Raw genomic sequence first — 22026 nt, forward strand, 5'->3', positions numbered from 1 at the left:
ATTTGAATACTCAACAATAAGAATATGGAACTATATTTAATTCGTCATGGCATCGCCCAAGAACATCAACCAGGGCTAAAAGATGAAGAACGTCAACTGACCAAAGAAGGAAGACAAAAAACCGAAAAAGTAGCCCAAAGATTATTAAAACTAGATTTACACTTTGATTTAATTCTCACCAGTCCCTTAGTCCGCGCCCAACAAACAGCAGAAATACTTATAGCAGCCGGACTCAGTTCTCAATTAGAAATATCTCACTATCTCAGCTTTGAAGGCGATATTAATAGCTGGTTAAAAGACTGGTTAGAAATAAGAAATTATACTCAACAAACTACCATAGCATTAGTAGGACATGAGCCTTGTTTGAGCAGTTGGGCAGAAATTCTCCTGTGGGGGGAAGCAAAAGAGCGCCTCGTCCTGAAAAAAGCAGGTATGATCGGAATAAAACTACCTGATGATGGTTCTCCTTTGGGTCGTAGTCAAATGTTCTGGTTGACACCACCCAAGTACCTGCTATAACAGTTTTTCGACCTTTCGCATAGAATTGTTGTTAAATCGGCAACTGTTATGGTGAAAATAATCTCTGGTAAGTTAGCGTGTTCAGATATTTCACAAAGCAAACGGTGTAGCCATGACGGTGTGCGAATACAAGCCTGGTTTAGAAGGCATTCCCGCAGCCCAATCGAGTATTAGTTATGTAGATGGGCAAAAGGGAATACTGGAGTATCGTGGCATTCGGATTGAAGAATTAGCAGAAAAAAGTACATTCTTGGAAACTGCTTATCTCTTAATCTGGGGAGAATTGCCCAGCAAGGAAGAATTGGCGGCTTTTGAAGTGGAAGTTTGTACCCACAGACGGATCAAATACCGCATTCGGGATATGATGAAATGCTTTCCCGAAAGTGGACATCCAATGGATGCGCTACAAGCTTCTGCTGCTGCCTTGGGTTTATTTTATTCTCGTCGTGACTTACATAACCCTGTCTATATTCGGGATGCAGTGGTACGTTTAGTAGCGACAATTCCCACGATGGTAGCGGCTTTTCAATTGATGCGGAAGGGTAATGACCCTGTAAAGCCAAGGGATGATTTGGATTACGCTGCTAACTTCTTGTATATGCTCAATGAGAAAGAACCTGATCCTTTGGCAGCAAGGATTTTTGACATCTGTTTGATTCTGCACGTTGAGCATACAATGAATGCTTCTACCTTCAGTGCGAGAGTCACAGCTTCCACTTTAACTGATCCCTATGCGGTCGTTGCCAGTGCAGTAGGTACTTTAGGCGGTCCCCTGCATGGTGGTGCAAACGAAGAAGTGATTGAGATGTTGGAAGAAATTGGCTGTGTGGATAATGTCCGTTCCTACATAGAAGATCGTCTGCAAAAGAAGGCGAAAATTATGGGGTTTGGACACCGTGTATATAAGGTAAAAGATCCACGGGCAACTATCTTACAACGATTGGCAGAGCAATTGTTCGATAAGTTTGGCTACGACAAGTATTATGAAGTTGCCTTGGAAGTGGAACGGGTAATGGAAGAAAAAGTTGGCAGCAAAGGAATTTATCCTAATGTTGACTTTTACTCTGGTTTGGTGTATAGAAAAATGGGAATTCCCACGGATTTGTTTACACCTGTTTTTGCGATCGCTCGTGTGGCTGGTTGGTTAGCACACTGGAAAGAACAACTTGCAGAAAACCGGATTTTCCGTCCTACCCAAGTTTATAACGGTCGTCACGAAATCACTTACACTCCCATGGACAAGCGTTAACCAACTGGAAAATAGTTGACTCTTCACCATTGGTGAGAGTTAAGAGGAATTTTTCCGCAATTAGGTGACAAGTAACCAATTTTAGATTTGAGATTTGGGATTAAAATCCAACAGTGGACAGATTGATAAGTGTCATCTGCCTGATGAAGTGGGCTTGCACTTAAATATCTCAACTCGATATCTTAAAATTGGTGCTGTCATCACAGCCACCAGTGCCGGAAAATCAGACAATTTGGGCAGGAATATTGGGAGTTAAAAGCAGAAATTTCACATTTGCTCCCGCTATCTCCCTCATCCGCCCTATCCTCCCCATACCCTAAACCCTTTTCTTTCTTAATCCCAACCATAAGCAGAAGTTGTCATCTTGGTTCATGGGGTGAAAACCATCCAAGGATATACTAAACTCATGGATTGGCAACAAATCTACAATTAGGCATCATCTCGGTAGAGATTATCAACCAGTGAATTGACAGTTATTAACTCAACTAGTTGTGATTCACCATGACTTGACGATTTAAAGAGTAGCAAAAATGAATGCAGGAATTGACCTCCAAGGAACTTTTATTCAATCTGTCAGGGATTTAGGAATACCACCAGGGGCAGCCAAAGCGATTTGGATGCCATTACCAATGATCCTGATGCTGATTGGTGCAACGGTGGGCGTACTGGTTGCGACCTGGCTAGAACGGAAAATTTCTGCTGCGGCACAGCAACGAATTGGCCCTGAATATCAAGGGCCTTTTGGGTTGTTAGTGCCTGTAGCAGATGGTCTAAAGCTAATCTTTAAAGAAGATATCGTCCCAGCAAAAGCAGATCGCTGGCTTTTTACTCTTGGCCCAGTAATTGTGGTGATTCCGGTATTCTTATCGTTTCTGATTGTCCCTTTTGGGGAGAATATCGTCATTACCAACGTGGGGATGGGAGTATTTTTATGGATTGCATTGTCTAGCATTCAGCCCATTGGCTTGTTAATGGCAGGCTACGCATCCAATAACAAATACTCCCTGTTGGGTGGTTTACGGGCAGCAGCGCAGTCAATTAGTTATGAGATTCCCTTGGCGTTGAGTGTGTTAGCGATCGCAATGATGTCTAATAGCCTTAGCACAGTTGATATCGTCAATCAACAATCTAATTTTGGTATCTTAGGTTGGAACATTTGGCGACAACCACTGGGTTTCCTCATTTTTTGGATTGCCGCTTTAGCAGAATGTGAACGATTACCCTTTGACTTACCCGAAGCAGAAGAAGAACTAGTAGCAGGGTATCAAACCGAATACTCAGGCATGAAATTTGGTTTATTTTACCTGGGTTCTTACATTAACCTGATCCTTTCTTCTTTGCTAGTAGCAATTTTATACTTGGGTGGTTGGCATTTTCCTGTGCCTATTGATTTACTCGGCAAAGTGCTAGGAGTGAGTGCTACTGACCCTGTACTCCAAGTAGTAACAGCCGCTTTAGGCATTACAATGACCGTACTAAAAGCCTATTTTCTAGTATTTTTGGCCATCCTCATCCGTTGGACAGTACCACGGGTAAGAATTGACCAATTACTAGATTTAGGATGGAAGTTCTTGCTACCAGTTGGTTTGGTTAATCTCCTATTAACCGCAGCCCTAAAATTAGCTTTTCCCGTCGCCTTCGGTGGATAAGGAGATTTTAGATTTTAGGTTTTGGATTGAATCTTAAATCTAAAATCCAAAATCCAAAATCCAAAATTCTTAAAGAGAGACACAAATAATGCTAAAGTTCCTCAAACAAGTTGGTGATTACGCCAAAGAAGCAGTACAATCAGCGCGTTACATTGGGCAAGGTTTATCTGTCACCTTTGACCACATGCAGCGTCGTCCTATTACCGTACAGTATCCATACGAGAAATTGATTCCTGGGGAACGGTTTCGGGGTAGGATTCACTATGAATTTGACAAATGCATCGCTTGTGAAGTTTGTGTGCGTGTTTGTCCCATTAATCTCCCTGTAGTTGATTGGGAAATGGACAAATCCACCAAAAAGAAAAAACTCAAACACTACAGTATTGATTTCGGAGTTTGCATCTTCTGTGGTAACTGCGTAGAATACTGCCCCACTAATTGCCTATCCATGACAGAAGAATACGAACTTGCTACCTATGATCGCCATGAACTTAACTATGACAGCGTAGCATTAGGACGACTGCCTTACAAGGTAACAGACGATCCAATGGTGACTCCCTTGCGCGAACTAGTTTACCTACCTAAAGGCGTACTCGAACCCCACGGTGTACCCGCAGATGCTCCCCGTGCTGGTTCTTTCCCAGAAGATTTGGTGGAAAGTGGTAATGGCTAATAGCTAATAGCTAATAGGTAATGGGTAATAAATCGTTTTTTCCAATTACCAATTACCAATTACCAATCACCAATCAGCATTTATCAAACATCAAAAGGATCGAAAAAAGTGAATCTAGCGGAAGGAGTACAAGTTGTTTCGTTTGGCATATTAGGTGTAATGATGATTGGGGCAGCATTAGGTGTAGTGCTGTTTTCTAACATCGTTTATTCAGCATTTTTGCTAGGTGGTGTATTCATCAGCATGGCTGGACTGTACCTGTTGCTAAATGGTGATTTTGTCGCAGCAGCACAAATTCTGATTTATGTGGGTGCGATTAACGTGCTGATTTTGTTTGCCATTATGTTGGTCAACAAGCGTCAGGATTTTTCACCTTTACCCAGTGCTGGGTTGCGGAAAATAATTACAGCTGTGGTGAGTATAGGACTGTTTGCCCTTTTAAGTACGATGGTACTGGCAACGCCTTGGGCATATTCCTCTGTGCCAGTAGCTGGCGAAAGTTCTATAGTTGTGATTGGTGAACATTTCTTCACCGACTTTTTGCTGCCCTTTGAATTGGCTTCTATTTTGTTGCTGATGGCAATGGTGGGAGCAATTATTTTGGCTCGTCGTGAGTATTTACCAGATGAAGTAGCTTCTTCTGATATGCCACAAACAATCTTAACCTTGCCAGAACGCCCCAGAGAATTGGTATCAACTGGTAGCGGTACTGAAGAATAAAAAGATGGGGAGATGGGGAGATGGGAAGGTTGATCAACCAATGCCCAATTACCAATTACCAATTACCAATTACCAATTACCAATTACCAAATTATGCAACTCCAATACTTTTTATTACTAGCAGCAGCTTTATTTTGCATTGGCATCTATGGCTTAATTACTAGCCGTAATGCTGTGCGGGTACTGATGTCAATTGAGTTGTTGCTGAATGCTGTTAATCTGAATTTAATGGCATTTTCCAACTTTCTCGATTCAACATTAATTAAGGGTCAGGTTTTCACAGTTTTTGTGATTACCGTGGCAGCTGCTGAAGCGGCGGTTGGGTTAGCGATCGTGCTGGCCATTTATCGCAACCGTGATACCGTCGATATGGAGCAGTTCAATCTCCTGAAGTGGTAATAGTGCGTGCAACTCAAGCAGGTAATAATTGCTTATAAAGCGCGAGATTCCCAGAGTAAACGCTGGGCAGAACTCTGTGCTAAACAACTAGAAGACCTTCAGTGCCAAGTTTTGGTGGGGCCTAGTGGACCAAAAGATAACCCCTATCCGGTGTTTTTAGCATCCTCAACTCAACCAATTGATTTAGCTTTGGTACTTGGTGGTGATGGTACTGTTTTAACCGGTGCTAGGCATTTAGCCCCAGCTGGTATCCCCATTCTGGGAGTGAATGTGGGAGGCCATTTGGGGTTTTTAACCGAGTCAATGGATGAGTTTCAAGATCCAGAACAAGTTTGGGACCGGCTGTTTGAAGATCGTTATGCTCTCCAGCGAAGGATGATGTTGCAAGCAGCTGTATATGAGGGTCATCGGACAAACCTAGAACCGGTGACTGAACAGTTTCTCGCTTTGAACGAGTTTTGTGTGAAACCCGCTTCTGCTGACCGGATGATTACCTCAATCCTGGAAATGGAAATTGATGGTGAGGTAGTAGATCAGTATGTGGGAGATGGGTTAATTGTCTCTACTCCCACTGGTTCTACTGGTTATACTGTTTCGGCCAGTGGACCAATTATGCATGATGGCATGGAGGCAATTACTATTACACCCATTTGTCCCATGAGTCTTTCTAGTCGTCCTCTAATTTTACCTCCTGGTTCGGTGGTAAGTATTTGGCCTCTGGGTGATTATGATTTAAGTACAAAATTGTGGATGGATGGGGTTTTGTCTACTTCAATTTGGCCGGGGCATCGTGTTGATGTGCGGATGGCTGATTGTCGGGCTAAATTTATTGTTTTGCGGGAGAATAATTCATATTATCAAACGCTGCGGGAGAAGTTACTTTGGGCTGGTACAAGGGTTCGCTACAGTAATAATCATCGTAATTAACTAGCTATTAGCGTTTGCAAATGCAAGGAAAATTATTTCAGCCCCCGTAGATATGTTCGGGGGTTTTTTGAGGGTTAATTTTCTCCACACCCTATTTACTATTTAAATTGTGAGTGAATTAGATAAATCTGTATCTTATTGCCAGATTTTATTGTTCAATATGTCGATAATAAAAGTAATTTCAGCTTCATAATCATTGGAAGCATCCCAAATGTGTAAGTTTATTTTTATCTGACCATACAACTTATCTAAGGCATGAAATAAACAAACTGCAAAGGACGCAAAGAAAGCGTTCGCGTAGCGTCCCGATAGCTTGCGTGGCGACGCAGGAGCCATAGGGATAGGAAAGAGAGCTTCAAAGGGTTTTTGAACTAGTCCCGTGATTTTTGCTCTCATTTGCTGTATAAGTAGGAAAACAGATGTAAATGTATTACCATATCATCTCTTCTCAACTACATCCCATTGATTTTCCCATTTTGCAAAATGACAATTATATTGTACGACTGGCTGCAAATGAGGAAGAATTAGAATCTGTTTTCCGTTTGCGTTTTGAGGTTTTTAATTTAGAACTAGGTTTGGGATTTTCTGGTTCTAATGTTACACAAATGGATCGAGATAAATTTGATGATATTTGTCATCACTTGATACTTATTGCTAAAAATACTGGTAAAACTATTGGTACATACAGGATGCAAAGCTATACAATGGCTGGCAAAGGTTTAGGTTTTGATTCTGCTGATATATTTAATCTCAATAAAATTCCCGATCTTTTACTTCAGTCATCTGTAGAAGTTGGACGTGCGTGTATAGCTAAAGAATATCGGAATCTTCATACATTTTTGTTACTTTGGGAAGGATTAGCTAATTATTTGATTTGGAGTGGAAAACAATATTTTTTTGGTTGTGCATCATTACTAACACAATGTCCTGTTCAAGCTACTTGTGCTTATCATTATTTTAAACATCATGGTTTGATGCATCCAAGTATTTTAGTTGAGCCAAATTCAGAATACTCTGTAGAAATTGATCAAGATTGTCCTAATATATATAATGTGGAAATTCCGAAGATTTTACAAGCTTATTTGAGTATTGGAGCTAAAATATGTAGTTTGCCAGCTATTGACAGACAGTTTAAAACTATTGATTTTTTAATTTTATCGAATATTGCTGACTTTGCAAAAGTCTATTATGCGAGTGATAATAATTCAGAATTTATCGGTGAGCAGTAACAATCCTTTAGTTTGTGACCTTTTTAGTATGTTTTGTGCTGCATTTATCTGTTAGTTTTTGTCACATTAAGGATGCTAATTTCTGTTTTTATCAATAAATATTCAACGAATTCTAAACAAATTCTCAGGCTAATTTAATTTAAATGATGGAATTATACTTTAAATTGTCATTAAGGATAATTTTAAGGTAGTTCCAGTATGAAATTCCAGCTTTTAGCTATTGTTGGTATGGTGACTTTTTTCAGCTTAGGCTGTACAAAGGAAGTAAACTCAACTCCTATAAATAATCAGCCTCAGTCGGTAACAAATGTGGCTAGTTCAGCAGCAGCATCTGAAAGCTTTAAGACTTTGGAACACAGGACTCAGGGGAAAGTTAGTTTTATTACTGAAAATGGAATTAGCTATTTAGAGTTTGACAAAAGTTTCAAAACTGATAATGGTCCTGATTTATTTGTCATTCTCTATCGTGGTAATGTACCACCAAAATATGGTATTAAGGAGAAAGATTATGTACGTATTGCTCCTTTACAAAAGATTAGTGGTTCTCAACGTTATGCTTTACCTAATAATGTGAAGTTGGCGAATTTTGGTTCTGTAGCTGTCTGGTGTCGCCGATTTAATGTTAGTTTTGGTTATGCGGAGTTGCCTAAATAGTTGCAGGAGTTAGGAGTAAAAGCCATTTGATGGTTGATCAGGTAAATATTAAATTGTAGGGTGCGTTACGGCTAATACTCACTCTCTCAAATTTCCAAATCCTTATATAGCTTTAACACACCCTAGTTAATATTTAATTTATAAATAGGCTCTCATTGGAGTGGGAATAAGAATCTTTAGATTTTCATTCCCATGAAATTACAAAAATTCGCCAGTAACTATAAGTTTATGAATTTTTTTGCGGAAATTTTATAATCACAAACTTCTTAATACTAAAGTGAAACAAATCCACAAAATTTGGCAGAAATTTGATTTTTTTTCTTTACGGTTACGCCTAATTATGGGTATTGCTGTGGTTTCAGCTTTGGGATTAGGTGGATTGGCTAGTTTGACAAGTTGGAATATGCAGCAAATTTTAATTAATAGTCATAAGTATAATATTAGCCAAATTGCTGAACGTTTGCCGCGTGATGTGCAACTTTATCAGGAAATGATGGCAGAAGAAATAAGTTTGAATAAAGCAATTAATAATTTGACAAATGCGGATACTTTTCTTTGGGTAAAAGATGGTGATAATCAGATTATAGCTAAATCTAATAATTGGAATTTGCTATCAGATGTAACAGTAAGTGAGTTGATGTCTTTAACTGAGATGTCTGTTAAACCTGAATTAGTACAAATTCGTGAACGGTATTTTGTTTTATGTGGTGGTGCTATACCTGTAAAAGGTAAGGTTTTGGATAAATTATTTGTGGCGCAGGAAGTGACTAATGAACAGATAATGTTTATGGCGATGGTGAGAAGTTTGATGATTGCTAGTGTTTTGGTTATTATAGTTATTTGTGTGGCGATCGCATTCTATATCCAGGCTTCTCTGCAACCATTACGTCAGTTAAATCAAATGACTGCTGTTATTTCTCTAGCAGATTTAGGAGAGGCAGAATTATATCTAGAAAATGCACCTAGTGAAGTTAAGGAATTAGCAAATACTTTCAATATGATGTTATCTCGTCTGTCCCAGTCTTGGGAACAGGAACGACAATTTGTGAGTAATGTATCTCACGAATTACGTACACCTTTGACGATTGTGAATGGTTATTTGCAAAGTGTTTTGAGAAGACAGAATAATTTAAATTCAGCGCAACTAGAAGCTTTAGAAACTGCGTCTATGGAAACGGAAAGGACTATTAGACTTTTACAAGATTTACTGGATTTGGCTAGGGCTGATAGTGGTTATTTACATTTGCGATGGGATGTCTGTTTACTAAATGAGTTAGTAGCAGAGGTTGTAGGTATGGCTGAAAAGTATAGCCAGAGAATAATAAAACTTGAGTCAATTAATCAGGGAATTGAGGTGAGAATAGATTATAATCGTTTAAAACAGATTTTAATAAATTTGATTGATAATGCTGTTAAGTATTCCCCAGCAGATACGCCTATACTTATTAAGTTAAATTTGCAAGGCGAAGAGGCGATTATTCAAGTTTGTGATCAAGGTTATGGTATTCCTTTGCAACATCAAGCACGAATTTTTGAGCGATTTTACCGTGTAGATGAAGCACGTACTTCTTCTACTGGTGGTTGTGGTTTGGGATTGTCAATTGTTAAGACTTTTGTCGAAAGTATGGGTGGTCATGTGAGTGTACGCTCTAGGTTGGGGGAAGGAAGTATATTTACAATTAGTTTACCGGCATCACCATTATCTGTTAATCTGTAAACCGATTACCTCCGACACGCTACTGCGATCGCATCCCGTAAGGGAGACAGGAATCAAACTGGTTCCTATAGTTGTTTTCGCCATGCTGCACTGGTGTCGAAAATTTGTCTGTTTTTGTATTAATATGGCCATCCTCTGCTAAAATCCTAAATATTTTTATGACACACATCTTACTGGTTGAAGATGAAGTCAAATTGGCTCGATTTATAGAATTAGAATTGAGTTATGAAGGCTATCAAGTTAGCGTAGCTTATGATGGACTGACTGCACTGACAGCAGCACGGGAGTTAAATCTAGATTTAATTATCTTAGATTGGATGCTACCGGGTGTTTCAGGTTTAGAAATTTGTCGTCGCTTGCGAACTACGGGTGATAAAGTACCGATAATTTTACTAACTGCTAAAGATGAAGTGAGCGATCGCGTCGCTGGTTTAGATGCTGGTGCTGATGATTACGTAGTTAAACCATTCAGTGTGGAAGAATTATTAGCCAGAGTCCGCGCTCATTTACGCAGAAGTAAAGAAACCGATAGCGCAGATATCTTAATCTTTGATGATTTGAGTTTAAATCGGAGTACGCGGGAAGTCTACCGAGGAGAGCGTTTAGTTGAGTTGACTGCTAAGGAATTTGATTTACTGGACTATTTACTCACCCATCCGCGACAGGTAATTACACGCGATCGCATTTTAGAAGAAGTCTGGGGTTACGACTTCATGGGTGATTCCAACGTTATAGAAGTTTACATTCGTTACTTACGCCTAAAACTCGAAGCCAACAATGAAAAGCGTCTCCTCCAAACCGTCCGTGGTGTTGGTTACGTATTGCGTGATTAAGTTTAAGAAATTCTCAGGAAAAACTCATTCAATCCATACTTAACTATACTAATATGCACAATTGATCTATACACAGTTAATACCAAATAGCAGCAATGACTTATTTAGAAACCGTAGCCCAATTTTACAGCGAAGTTGCCCAAACACCAGAAATAGGACTATGTTGTGTCCAAAGTACACCCCTGCAATTACCAGGATTAAAAATTCCCTTACCAATGCAGGAAATGAATTATGGTTGTGGGACAACGGTTCATACTAACGAACTAGCAAATCAACCCACTGTTTTATATGTTGGTGTTGGCGGTGGTTTAGAAGCATTACAATTTGCTTATTTTTCTCGTCGTCCTGGTGCTGTAATTGCTATTGAACCAGTGGAAGCAATGCGCGAAGCCGCTGCACGTAACTTAGAAATTGCTGCTCAAGAAAATCCTTGGTTTGACACTAGTTTTGTCAAAATTTGTGCAGGAGATGCATTTAACTTACCTGTTACAGATGCCTCAGTAGATGTATTAGCACAAAATTGTCTGTTCAACATTTTTGAACCAGCAGATTTAACTCGTGCCTTAAAAGAAGCATATCGAGTATTAAAACCAGGTGGAAGATTGCAAATGAGTGACCCCATTACTACTCGTTCTATTCCCAAACATTTACAACAAGATGAAAGACTACGCGCCTTATGTTTATCAGGCGCACTTACTTATCAAGAATATACCCAATTAATTATAAATGCTGGCTTTGGACAAATTGAAATTCGCGCCCGTCGCCCTTATAGATTATTAGATAAACAAACTTATAACCTGGAAGAAAATATACTGTTAGAAAGTCTTGATTCCGTTTCTTTCAAAGTTGATATTCCCGAAGATGGAGCTTGTATTTTCACAGGCAAAACAGCTATTTATGCAGGGACACAACCATTTTTTGATGACGCAGCAGGACATATTTTACAACGTGGTATACCAGCAGCCGTATGTGATAAAACAGCAGCGAAACTAGCAGCTTTAAAACCTACAGAAATCATGGTGACAGATTCCACTTGGTATTATGACGGTGGTGGGTGCTGTTAGAATCATTAGCAATTGTGCCTAGCACACGCTACACTATCATCATTAAGTTTTATAACGGACGTGAAAAACCCGCCATAGAACTTGCTGCTTGTGAGTTACAGGGGGAGTTAGAGGAGCAGAATAGAGCGATCGCATAGTTAAGCATCTCAAAATTTAACACAAAATCGAGATTCTTAACAGCAATTCGTGACTTTCAAAATGACAAACTATACCTTTTATAGACATTTAAAGCATCCTCTTAAACCCCCAAAATTGGTTAAAAATCAAAAATACCAACCGAATCAAGTTGATTAAGGTATAAATTATCGTGCCAACAGGAATTACACCTTTTCAAACTAAACTAACCTCACCGTTAACCAAAAAAGAAATAAATGTTTTACAAATTAATCTAGGTAAACGTTGTAACCTAGCTTGTAATCATTGTCATGTAGAAGCAAGTCCTAAAAGGACAGAAGAACTTTCCCTAGCAACTTGTCTAGAATTAATTGAACTAATCTATAAATTCCCAGAAATTAAAATCGTCGATTTAACAGGTGGCGCACCAGAAATGAACTTTGGGTTTAAGCCATTGGTAGAAGCCGCAAAAGGAGCAGGTAAAGAAGTAATTATCAGGACAAACTTAACCATTTATTTTGTGGAAGGATTTGGTGATTTACCAGAATTTTTTGCTCAAAACCAAATCAGAATTGTAGCCTCTCTACCCTGTTACCTAGCAGATAATGTAGATAAAATGCGGGGTAATGGAGTATTTGATGATTCGATTAAAGCCTTACAATGGCTAAATCAAGTTGGTTATGGGAAAAATCCCAATTTAATTTTAGATTTGGTTTACAATCCCCAACTACCCAACAGTGAAAATTTTTCTTTAACTCCCGAACAGACAAACTTAGAACTAGCTTATAAAATGTTCTTACGAGAACATTTTGACATTGTGTTTAATAACCTATTCACCATTACTAACCTACCTATCGGCAGAACAAAATTACATTTAGAACGGAAACAGCTTTACTCCAGCTATGTGCAATTTTTAGAATTGCAATTCAATCCTGATACTGTTGAAAACTTAATGTGTCTTAATCAACTTTCAGTAGACTATTTAGGAAATATCTATGATTGTGACTTTAACCAAATGATGAATTTACCTGCAAAAGATCATCGTGGTAATAACTTGAAAATCAGGAAATTATTAGATGCTGGAAGTCTGGATATAATCAATCAAGTCCAAACCGCAGACTATTGCTATGGTTGTACCGCTGGATGTGGTTCTAGCTGTGGTGGTGCCTTGGTGTAACTTTTCTAAAGTTGATATAGGTTGGCACTTACTCCACTCTCTAAAGCCAAGTGGCTTCCGTGCCTTTCGGCGATTTTCTTGTGATAAATGAGGTACAAAACTTAAAAACAAAGCCATACCTCTTCCCGGCTGTATGTCATCAAACAAAAATGATGTAACGAAAGTTGTGGCAATTGAGTCATCAATAGTTATATGCCTTATGATGATAGTCAGTTAGTTAAGTCTCCTCACACCACACCAAAGGCCGTGGATTGATTGAAATCTCCACGGTTTTTATTTTTTTATTAGTCATAAAAATCAAAAAATGGCTTACGCCACACAGTGCTATCAAGTATTAAGCAAGTTTTACTCCTCGATGCTAATTCTTAAAAATTTTGTTACCAAAACTGATACAAGTCGTCAAGGTCAAAATAGTTAGTCTATGATGATAGTTAGTTAAGCTCCTCACACCATACCGAAAGCCGTGAAACCTAATGGTTCGCGGTTTTTTTATTTTCCCGTGAGTTTAACTAAACCAATACCACCAAAATAAAGACCTAAAACTGCTCCAGCTAAAAGACTTTGAGTAAGAGGATCAGTAGAAGGTGTAAGTATAGCTCCCAACACAACTGCGGACATAATTACAAACCGCCAACCAGCCAGCATTTGTGTAGAAGAAACAATACCTAAATTACCTAGCAATAATTGGATAATCGGAATTTGAAATGCTAATCCTGTTGTAAATAACAGCAATAACACAAATTCAAAATATTTTTCAATTGACCATAATTGTTCTACGACATCTGCACCGTAACTGATGAAAAATTGCAAAGCTGCGGGAATAAGTAGAGAATAAGCAAAAACTAATCCACCCACAAATAATACACTCGATCCCAAAACCACAGGCCCTAACAAACGACGTTCACGGCGTGTTAGTCCAGGAAGCACGAACTGGATAATTTGGTAAAGAATGAAGGGACTAGCAAGCACCAAACCACTGTAACCAGCAACTTTGATAGAGACGAAGAAATATTCTCCGGGTGCAAGTTGTAGAAATTTGATACCATGGGCAGGGATTTCCAGTAGCTGTACCAAGGGTTTAACAACGATAAAACAGCCAACTACACCCAAAGCAACAGCAATTAGAGAATAAAAAATCCGTCGCCGCAATTCTTCCAGATGGTCAAAAAATGACATTTCCACCTCATCTGGTAATTCATCTAGAGGATTAGCCTCAGAATTACTGTATGCATTCATGTCCGTATCAGGAGAATTGATAGTATCTAAGTCTGGTGAAGGGGTCATGAGTCAATTAATAGGCTACATTCCTTAACTATTTTATCTGGGAGCGCGACTAGCAATAGAGGTTTTTCCAGTTTGGGGGATTTTTCCGGTTGTGTGGCGCTGCGTCTGCATAAGTAAGTAAGAAGCGATGTTGGGATTAATACTGATTAAAGTTGTCATCAAAATAACTTTTATCGGAGTTGAGAAAAAGCTAACTGAAAATTTTAGTCCCTTATCCCTTTCCTTCTTTGCCAACTCCTGTCAGAAGAATATTATACACCAGTACGGAACTATTGGTTTTTCAATCACGTCTGGGGGTTAGTAACTAGTTAGTATTTTAATAACTAATGCTAACAAATCATCACATTTAAAAATGATGTTTCTGACAACACTATTATTAATCGAAACAGAGGATTTATGAATAAGAAAATTTATATGGGATTAATAATATTACCAGTGTATATTTCTAATTCCACTTTAGGTCTAATTATTAGTATTTTGTTGGCATCACAGTATACATTCCCTATGATAATTACTCATAGTACCTTGGTAAATAATGCTAATTTTTTGCCAGATTTGAAACGTATCTGCGCCAGAGATGACCAAACAGAAGACTGCTTGCGTTCAGGTAACTGTAAAGCCTGATGAGTAAGATAAAAAATTAAACTCTATTTTCTTGATTCAAGCTAACTTGATAATTACTAATAAATAATTCTTTACCAATATCAGCTTTTTTTTGTTTATAGTTATTCATTCCATACTGTAATTCCCATTCGTTAATATTTGTCCATGTAAAATTTTCGTGATTCTGTGGTGAATCATCATAAGTAATTAACCATTTATGAGAGCATTTCTTCAAAGCTTCGGCTAATTTTATATGATCAAACCCAGTATGTAAATCTCCTCTTTTTCCATATAATTTAGATTTTTCAGCTTTAACATAGGGAGGATCTAAAAATATGAATACATTTTCTTCATTTCCATTTAAGAGTTGACTATAATCTAAATTGGTAATTTTGATATCTGGTGTTAAAATATTTTCTAATTTTTCTAATCGGTCTATTGATGAATGAGTGAAGCGTTGATGAAAAGCTTCTAGAGAAAATCCACCTGATTCTACAGTTCCTGAAAAAGTGATTCTATTGAGAACAAAAAAGCGGACTGCTCTTTCTAAATCGGATAAAGTATTGACATCGACACTTGTTAGCTCGGAAAATAGTAATCTGCCGTCTTTATAATTTTCTTTGATATGACGAACTTCAGACACTAATTTAGATAAATCAGATTGAGCGAAATACCAAAACAGAAATAATTCCCGGTTTAAATCGTTAATCCAAATGTTTAATTGAGGAAATTTTTGTTTTAAGTAAATAAAGACAGAACCACCACCAACAAAAGGTTCTCTAAATTCTGTAAAGCTTTCTGGTAAATATGCAGAGATTTTTTTAATGGCTCTTGATTTACCACCAGGATAACGGAGAGGGCTTTTAATCATAAGAATTATAGATTGAAATTGCCGTTTATTTATAATATGTTATCGTTAAAGATAACACCTAAAAGATTCTAGATATTGCAAGTGCTAAATACGGTTTAGAAAGAGTAATCATTCTCTATTACCTATCGAAGCAAGTATAAATTGTGATTGAGACATATAAACATATGAAACTACAAACTACTATCCAAGCAATCAAAACAGTTACAGCCTACTATACCCCAGAAGAATATTTAGAACTTGAAGAAAAAGCTGATGGTAAAAATGAATATAGAAATGGAGAAATTATACCAATGATTGGTGGAACAACAAATCATAATAATAGAGTAAAGATATAACGTATGTTATTTGAATGAGATACACCCCTAGAGGGCAAAATGTCCGCACTACAATATTTTCATTATTCATATTTGTACTTCTCTCGAATCTTCTGTAATTGTGTATTTTCAATCCTTAGCATTAAATCCAGATAAAGATGAATCAGCAAAGTTTTAGATTTTCTTGATCCTTTTTAAATTTCCGAAACTATCACTAAACAACCAAAACTTTTTATGAATCGTTCAGCACCCTATCAACCTTTGTTATTGCGAATTCTACATGGTGTCAGTGGAATTTTAGTAATTGCGGCAATTATTAGCGGTTTCTTAGTTTACAACACTTTTGATAAAAGATTTGGCAAAATTCCAATTCCTAAAATTGATCCGATTCAGGATATTCACGGTACTGTAGGGCTATTCTTTTTACTATTATTACCAGCTTTTGCTCTTTATAGTTTTCATGCTGGTGAAAAGCGTTTATTACAACCAGATTCTTTACAAAAACTCTCACAAGTTGGAAAACCAATTTGGTGGGTAAGTTTGCAACGTTTAGCAAATACTTTGATGCTTATCGCTGCGGTTTTGGCGGTGATATCTGGCAGAATGATGAAGGAAGAATGGCTACCGATAGGTGAACTGGATCATGTTTGGTATTATTTTCACCTGACAGCTTGGGTGATTATGATTTGCTGTTTAGCAGTTCATATTTTGATGTCTGCTAAGGTGGGTGGTGCGCCGTTGTTATTATCAATGTTGTCATGGAAATTTCGCCATGAAGATAGTCCTATAAATTGGTTTAGTCGTTTGCGTGGTTGGTTTAGTAATTTTCCCAATCATTTGCAGGTGGGAATTAATCAGTTTGTCCAGGGTAGTTTAATCTTAAAAATTATTGAGGTAGTTGTATTGGGTGGTGTGATAGCTGCATTTGTTTTACCATTGTTTTTTTCTGGTGAATAATCCTCAGAAATAGGGTAAAAATAGATATTGTAATATCGCAAATCTTCATTTTTACATCTTACTTAAACAACAGATTTTGCAGTTTTTGTAGATGAGTTTTTCTACCTAGAGTGACATAAGTAAGACTAACTATAGCAAGATATCCAGAATTTGAGGATTGATCAAAATAGGGTGGTATCGGTCTTGAAAAGGATAAAAATATGAGGAATTTAGCACTCGTTAGTTTAGCTGCATTTTTGGGTACTGCTGCTATTTTTACAATCCCCAAGGATTCTCTAGCTATTAACGCACCCCAAACTTTATTATCTCAACAATTAGCTCAACAAAATTCTCCACCTAAACCTAAACCTACTCAAAGTCCAAGCAGTCCCCGTATGCAGTAAATGGGTATTAAATAGGTAAAATATTAAAGATAAGGAAGGCGGTAATTTGGGAACGTCTTCCTTGTTTACCGTAAAGATCGAAATATCACTCTTCCTGGACTTTGTTCTTGATTAATTTTCGTGTATAATCGCAAACAAGTTAAAACTTCTCCTGGTGTCCCTCCGCAGTCTAGTTGGAGGTCATCTTTTGAATAAGCGCAAATATCAGCATAGAGTCCTGATAGTTGTCTAATTTTTACGTCATGTCCTGCTTGAATAGCTTTATCAGCTACTTTTTTGAGTATACGTCGTGATTCTTGTTGTAGTTTTCCCCACCAGGAATAACGTTCGGCTGGGGGAACAAATACTAGGGAATGTATGGCTTCATCCATGTCAATCCAAGCACGTAGATTTAAGATGGGGTCAGTGTTTTCTTCATATTTTTGAATTCGTTGCAAGCGATCGCTCAATGCTTCAATATAGAGATGGCACTGTTCCGGCTGGGAATCTAACGAAACCACATCAAAGCTAAACACACTCTTTAAGGCATGATGTAAATCAGGTTCTATTTCAATTAGTTTGATATATAAAAGCATAAAACCTGCTAGTAAATGCACATATTCCGAATTATATATCTGAGCAATATCTGATTTTAAAAAGGCTTTTTTGGATAAACATAAACCTCTAGCTTGGACAGCACCATTTAGTCCAGGGTAGATGATTTCATCACGGATAAATGGCAAGTGATAAAGATTAACATAATCTTCAGTTGCACCAACTTTTTGCACCATGTCTAAAGCCCGTTTTCGCCAAGATGTTGCTAAATCTTCAGGAACACGCAACAATTTACGGTGAATTTCATTCCATAAATCATTATCATTTTGACTTTGAAGAGGTGTATCTCCTAAATAAAAATTTAATTCTAAATCAGAATTAAACGTATCACGTAATTGAATTAATTTAGGTTCATCATCAATATCAATTGATGTAACTGGTGTATGATTTAAAAGTGTGTTAAGTTCTTCCAGTACCTGTTCACATAACTGGTTTCCTGGGTCTTGTGGGTATTCTATTTGAGCTTGATTTAATGTTGCTTCTAGTCCGTACAAACTAAATCGTAATATTTGAGATAGTTGGGAGTTTTCTGTTGCTAATAGTTTTTGTAAATGCTGCATGATGGGGAGAGGAAAGAGAGGATTTTAAACGCGGAGTCACGCTGAGGTAAATGCAGAGGAACACAGAGTTATTTTACCCTTTATTCCTCTGTATTTTTGGGTGAGAAAATATTAATGTATGCCGCAAAAGGGATCGCGTTCTTTATCAATTTCGTTGGGTTGTAATTCTAATTCGGCACGATAAACGCATCCTTCTTGTTTCAGGCACTCTTGATGATGTGATGTCCAATAAGGTACTTCGCCGGCGTGCATTCGTAGTATACCTTTGTTGTCGAGTGTGACATGATATTGACAGGGGTAATCTGTGGTGATGTCTGGTTTGCTAAGTCCGCCAATACGAATCCATTTTTTGGTGTTGGTTTCGCTATCTGTTTGATAGATATAGAAGGTGTGTTGACCGTTTTGTGGGAAGGGGGGTAAGGGATTACTAATTAATCCTTTTCCTGCTTCATTGATACCATCTTGTACATAATGAAATGTTTGCAGTGGTGTATTTTCATGATGATCAACTGCAAATACTAAATGATAAGCATCTGGTTGATCAACTGTTGCTGATTCTAATACATTGATGGCAATATCACCATCAGTTAAGTCTTTATGGGGTTGTTCAACAGCGATATTCCACTTCAATTTACCATCAGTAAATAAATCGTCTGTTTCTGAGTTTACTGAGATGACATCATTCAAATCAATGCCATGAACATCTATTAAATAATGGGGATTTCCTTGGCAAAGTAAAACGCTAAATTGCAGGGTTTGGTCAATTTCAAATTGGACTTTTATTTTTTTGAGAAACTCTGGTTCTTCCATGTTTAGTTTCTCCATTAATGTTTTACCGTCGTAGCTTCCCCACAGGCGTAAATCTCCATCTTCGTAGTCTTGACGATAAATGATGTTTGTTAATTGGATACCTTGCCAATTAGTACGTACTTTGGCAACACTTTCCCAAGGTGCTAGTTGATAAAGTTCTTGTCCGGCGTTAAATATGGACAGGAGTTCGTTGCTTTGGGTTTTGCGTTTGAAGTTGCAAGGTAGATAATAAAAGAGGTTTTTGACATCTATTTCTAGCTGGTTTGCACCTTTACGCAGTAAGCTTTTAGATTCTTCGGGGTCAAATCTTAATCGGCGTAGTTTTTCGGCGTAACAAGCACCGGCTGAGGTCGCAAGTTTGGTAAATTCTAAAACAAATGTAATGCGTTCTGGATTCCAAACAAAGTAGGGAGATTTGCTAAATTCTTGATAAATTTGTTTTTGTACGAGGTCAAGATTGCAAGTTTTTCCGGAGAGAATTAACCAATCTACTTTTTGTTTATTTTCGGAATCTAAACGGCTTTCCATTAGTCCTTTAGCAATACCAATGGCTTCTTTGATTGCGGAAATTGCTGTGCGTTCAAATTGCTGACTGTCTAATGTGAGGGAGATAGCATCAGGAATGATTATTTGGAATTTAACTCCGCTTTGGGCGAGTAGTTCGCTAATTTGTTGTTCGGAAAGGGTGAAGGTTAATAAAGAACCGTCTGCTGGTGATTTTTGTCCCAATTTGAGTTTAGCAGCTTCGGCATGATCCCAAAGGGTGTAAAATGTTTGGAGGCGTTGGGGTGCTTGTTGCCAACGGGTTGGTAGTACCTTTTCGGCTGTATCTAGGGCATCTTTAAAAGCAACATCACCTTCGGGATTTTCTTTATCTACACATTTTAATAAACTGCCACTTTTAAATTTTCCGTCTTCTAGAAAGCGTTCGTTTAATTCGGAGTTGATGAGGTCTTCTAGTTTGTCACTTTCGATATCACCTGTGGTAATTGCTGTTAATAGAAAATCGGCTATTGCAATTTTTAAAAGTCGGAATATTCGCAAAGTGATTAACTCACCACCCAATTGTAAATGTCCTGAAGACCCTAATAATTTGGGGGTAAGTTTATAATAACGTCCTCCTAAACCCCTATCTTCATTATCTGCAAAGAAGGGAGTTTTATCTTCTAAGGTCAGTTCAATTAAGGCTAGGTCTGTAGTCCCACCACCGATATCTAAAACTAAAACATTTTGTGACCATTTATTTTTTTCTTGGCGACAGCGAGTTTTAAACGATTCAATACCAATATTTAAATTACCGCCAAATTCTCGCCATAAAAAGAATATGGCTACAGAAACAGCTTCATCATAAGCAGTCTGCACATCATCCACACCTAATTCTTCGACTAAAGCTTTAATTTCTTTTCTCACTACTGGAGGTGCAACTGTAGGATATGTGACAACTGCTGTTAATAAATCACCTTCTGAAAATCTTCTTCTAGCCCGTTGGCGATAATCTTCAGTTAACTCAATTAAATGCGCCCATGCTGCTTGAATTAATTGGTTGACTTCAATGTTTTGTTCTTCCCCACCTAAGATCACTGGAAACGTCCGATTTTGACCAAAATAACGTTTGGGTGAGTGATGAAATCTGCTGATAATATCCTTGACTGAACTAATTGTACCTTGAGCGATCGCTTTTTTGCGATTGTCTCTGGCTTCTCTACCCATCTGTAGTTTTAATGGTTCTACTTGGTCAATTTCCATTTCACTGGGAATTTCTGTATCTCGTCTGTCAATATCCAACACTACAGGAATTAAATTCTGTGATTCTAAGGTGGGGACACGGAAAACTTCGTGATATATCTGATAAAGTTTTTTGCTAACAGCACGGCGAAATCTATCACTATTTCCTAAGCATAATTCAATTTGGCGAATTGCTTCTAAAAATTGCTCTTTGTTATCACTTTCAAAAACATCAATTAATTTTTCTGGTTCAATTTCTAAGTTTTTGCTAATATTAGCGATAAACTTTTCCCACTCACTCACACCAATATCTGGTAAAGCAGAGGTAGCTGGAGAATTTAACCATTCTGCTAATCTCTGACGTAATCTTAATTCTTGTTCTCTGGGTAAAATTTCCGCAATTGGTACTTCAATGGGGTCAAAAAGTGTAACGGTGGAATTAGAAGTTCCAAAATCTAAAGCAAACCAACCAGGAAATCTTTTTTTTGGTTTTTCATTGAGTTTTTCACTCAATTGCTGACTTAATTTATTTAAATATGTATCTAATTCAAAGGGGTTCATTTGTGTATCCGTTGTGATTGTTGGCAAATTCGGTGAAAACCAAAGATTACAAGAGACTCCCATATTTTTACGAATTGATAATATGGGTTTTCCTGTGATATCAGAATCAAAATATTCAACAATCACCTGTAAATGACAGTTGACTGTTTCGGTTAAGGGTTTCTCTAACTGACAAATATATTGCCCTAGTTGACATAAGTTAGAGATTTTTTGGGGTGTGGTGGAGTTAAAGTGTTTATATGTTTGTTGAATTTCTGCTGCTAGTTCTGTGGGTGTTCCTTTGACACTACAAGTAATGCGAGAAATATGGGGAATATTGCTGTTAGTAGCAACAATTTGGATAGCAGGTAAATCCAAACATTTATTTTCTTTAACCCGCAGTTGATAGCGTGGTGGAAGACGAATTTCCACAGGCATAATGGTGATAGGTGACAGTGAAC

22 protein-coding genes and 1 pseudogene are annotated in these 22026 nt (G+C 37.7%); 17 read left to right on the forward strand and 6 right to left on the reverse strand.

Annotated elements, in window-relative coordinates:
- The first annotated feature begins 24 nt into the window (after window positions 1-24).
- The 7 genes from sixA (at window position 25) to ACLLO5_RS22710 (ending at window position 6136) form a co-directional block, all read left to right on the forward strand.
- Window positions 25-519, forward strand: a complete 495-nt coding sequence (sixA, locus tag ACLLO5_RS22680) for a phosphohistidine phosphatase SixA (RefSeq protein WP_413172762.1) — start codon at window positions 25-27, stop codon at window positions 517-519.
- Between the two features lie 112 nt (window positions 520-631).
- Window positions 632-1768: a citrate synthase gene (locus ACLLO5_RS22685; RefSeq protein WP_413172764.1), complete on the forward strand. Its 1137-nt coding sequence runs from the start codon at window positions 632-634 to the stop codon at window positions 1766-1768.
- A gap of 530 nt (window positions 1769-2298) precedes the next feature.
- Complete coding sequence (gene nuoH, locus ACLLO5_RS22690) at window positions 2299-3417, forward strand: NADH-quinone oxidoreductase subunit NuoH (RefSeq protein ID WP_413172765.1); 1119 nt, start codon at window positions 2299-2301, stop codon at window positions 3415-3417.
- Between the two features lie 88 nt (window positions 3418-3505).
- The gene (gene ndhI, locus ACLLO5_RS22695; protein WP_413172766.1) at window positions 3506-4090 is read left to right on the forward strand and encodes an NAD(P)H-quinone oxidoreductase subunit I; all 585 of its coding nucleotides are present in this window, start codon (window positions 3506-3508) and stop codon (window positions 4088-4090) included.
- 108 nt (window positions 4091-4198) lie between these two features.
- Window positions 4199-4810: an NADH-quinone oxidoreductase subunit J gene (locus ACLLO5_RS22700; RefSeq protein ID WP_413172767.1), complete on the forward strand. Its 612-nt coding sequence runs from the start codon at window positions 4199-4201 to the stop codon at window positions 4808-4810.
- A 93-nt stretch (window positions 4811-4903) separates the two neighbouring features.
- Window positions 4904-5209, forward strand: a complete 306-nt coding sequence (gene nuoK, locus ACLLO5_RS22705; protein ID WP_006199065.1) for an NADH-quinone oxidoreductase subunit NuoK — start codon at window positions 4904-4906, stop codon at window positions 5207-5209.
- Between the two features lie 6 nt (window positions 5210-5215).
- Window positions 5216-6136: an NAD(+) kinase gene (locus ACLLO5_RS22710; RefSeq protein ID WP_413172768.1), complete on the forward strand. Its 921-nt coding sequence runs from the start codon at window positions 5216-5218 to the stop codon at window positions 6134-6136.
- Between the two features lie 135 nt (window positions 6137-6271).
- Here ACLLO5_RS22710 and ACLLO5_RS22715 read toward each other — a convergent pair whose 3' ends face one another.
- Window positions 6272-6472, reverse strand: coding sequence for a hypothetical protein (locus ACLLO5_RS22715; protein ID WP_413172769.1), 201 nt, complete (start codon window positions 6470-6472; stop codon window positions 6272-6274).
- Window positions 6473-6561: 89 nt separating this feature from the next.
- Here ACLLO5_RS22715 and ACLLO5_RS22720 point away from each other — a divergent pair, with 89 nt between their 5' ends.
- The 7 genes from ACLLO5_RS22720 to arsS all read left to right on the forward strand — a co-directional run bounded on the left by ACLLO5_RS22720 (window position 6562) and on the right by arsS (window position 12924).
- The gene (locus ACLLO5_RS22720; RefSeq protein ID WP_413172770.1) at window positions 6562-7365 is read left to right on the forward strand and encodes a GNAT family N-acetyltransferase; all 804 of its coding nucleotides are present in this window, start codon (window positions 6562-6564) and stop codon (window positions 7363-7365) included.
- A 198-nt stretch (window positions 7366-7563) separates the two neighbouring features.
- Entirely contained in the window at window positions 7564-8019 is a 456-nt protein-coding gene (locus tag ACLLO5_RS22725) for a DM13 domain-containing protein (protein WP_413172771.1), read from the forward strand.
- Between the two features lie 277 nt (window positions 8020-8296).
- Complete coding sequence (locus ACLLO5_RS22730) at window positions 8297-9736, forward strand: sensor histidine kinase (RefSeq protein ID WP_413172772.1); 1440 nt, start codon at window positions 8297-8299, stop codon at window positions 9734-9736.
- A gap of 158 nt (window positions 9737-9894) precedes the next feature.
- A complete protein-coding gene (locus ACLLO5_RS22735) occupies window positions 9895-10569 on the forward strand; it encodes a response regulator transcription factor (protein WP_413172773.1) in 675 nt (224 codons plus the stop codon).
- A 95-nt stretch (window positions 10570-10664) separates the two neighbouring features.
- Window positions 10665-11633: an arsenosugar biosynthesis arsenite methyltransferase ArsM gene (gene arsM / locus ACLLO5_RS22740; protein WP_413172774.1), complete on the forward strand. Its 969-nt coding sequence runs from the start codon at window positions 10665-10667 to the stop codon at window positions 11631-11633.
- On the forward strand, window positions 11624-11770 hold the full coding sequence (locus ACLLO5_RS22745) for a hypothetical protein (protein WP_413172775.1): 147 nt from the start codon (window positions 11624-11626) through the stop codon (window positions 11768-11770). Before arsM ends, ACLLO5_RS22745 begins: the two co-directional genes overlap by 10 nt.
- Before the next feature lie 167 nt (window positions 11771-11937).
- Complete coding sequence (gene arsS / locus ACLLO5_RS22750; protein WP_413176162.1) at window positions 11938-12924, forward strand: arsenosugar biosynthesis radical SAM (seleno)protein ArsS; 987 nt, start codon at window positions 11938-11940, stop codon at window positions 12922-12924.
- A 489-nt stretch (window positions 12925-13413) separates the two neighbouring features.
- On the opposite strand, the gene tatC is transcribed toward arsS, so the two are convergent.
- The 3 genes from tatC to ACLLO5_RS22765 all read right to left on the reverse strand — a co-directional run bounded on the left by tatC (window position 13414) and on the right by ACLLO5_RS22765 (window position 15682).
- A complete protein-coding gene (gene tatC / locus ACLLO5_RS22755) occupies window positions 13414-14208 on the reverse strand; it encodes a twin-arginine translocase subunit TatC (protein ID WP_413172776.1) in 795 nt (264 codons plus the stop codon).
- Between the two features lie 33 nt (window positions 14209-14241).
- Entirely contained in the window at window positions 14242-14367 is a 126-nt protein-coding gene (locus tag ACLLO5_RS22760) for a hypothetical protein (RefSeq protein WP_413172777.1), read from the reverse strand.
- A 481-nt stretch (window positions 14368-14848) separates the two neighbouring features.
- A complete protein-coding gene (locus ACLLO5_RS22765; RefSeq protein ID WP_413172778.1) occupies window positions 14849-15682 on the reverse strand; it encodes a DNA adenine methylase in 834 nt (277 codons plus the stop codon).
- 164 nt (window positions 15683-15846) lie between these two features.
- Between ACLLO5_RS22765 and ACLLO5_RS22770 the strand changes: the two are divergent.
- The 3 genes and pseudogenes from ACLLO5_RS22770 to ACLLO5_RS22780 all read left to right on the forward strand — a co-directional run.
- A pseudogene (locus ACLLO5_RS22770) lies at window positions 15847-15999 on the forward strand (Uma2 family endonuclease); the annotation flags it as partial.
- Window positions 16000-16230: 231 nt separating this feature from the next.
- Window positions 16231-16953: a cytochrome b/b6 domain-containing protein gene (locus tag ACLLO5_RS22775; RefSeq protein ID WP_413172779.1), complete on the forward strand. Its 723-nt coding sequence runs from the start codon at window positions 16231-16233 to the stop codon at window positions 16951-16953.
- A gap of 200 nt (window positions 16954-17153) precedes the next feature.
- The gene (locus ACLLO5_RS22780; protein ID WP_413172780.1) at window positions 17154-17336 is read left to right on the forward strand and encodes a hypothetical protein; all 183 of its coding nucleotides are present in this window, start codon (window positions 17154-17156) and stop codon (window positions 17334-17336) included.
- A 65-nt stretch (window positions 17337-17401) separates the two neighbouring features.
- On the opposite strand, the gene ACLLO5_RS22785 is transcribed toward ACLLO5_RS22780, so the two are convergent.
- Both ACLLO5_RS22785 and ACLLO5_RS22790 read right to left on the reverse strand, forming a co-directional pair.
- Entirely contained in the window at window positions 17402-18490 is a 1089-nt protein-coding gene (locus ACLLO5_RS22785; RefSeq protein WP_413172781.1) for a hypothetical protein, read from the reverse strand.
- 111 nt (window positions 18491-18601) lie between these two features.
- Window positions 18602-22003, reverse strand: a complete 3402-nt coding sequence (locus tag ACLLO5_RS22790; RefSeq protein WP_413172782.1) for a molecular chaperone — start codon at window positions 22001-22003, stop codon at window positions 18602-18604.
- Window positions 22004-22026 lie beyond the last annotated feature (23 nt).

Origin of the sequence: Anabaena azotica SJ-1 (assembly GCF_047275885.1) — a bacterium.
GTDB lineage: Bacteria > Cyanobacteriota > Cyanobacteriia > Cyanobacteriales > Nostocaceae > Trichormus_B > Trichormus_B azotica_A.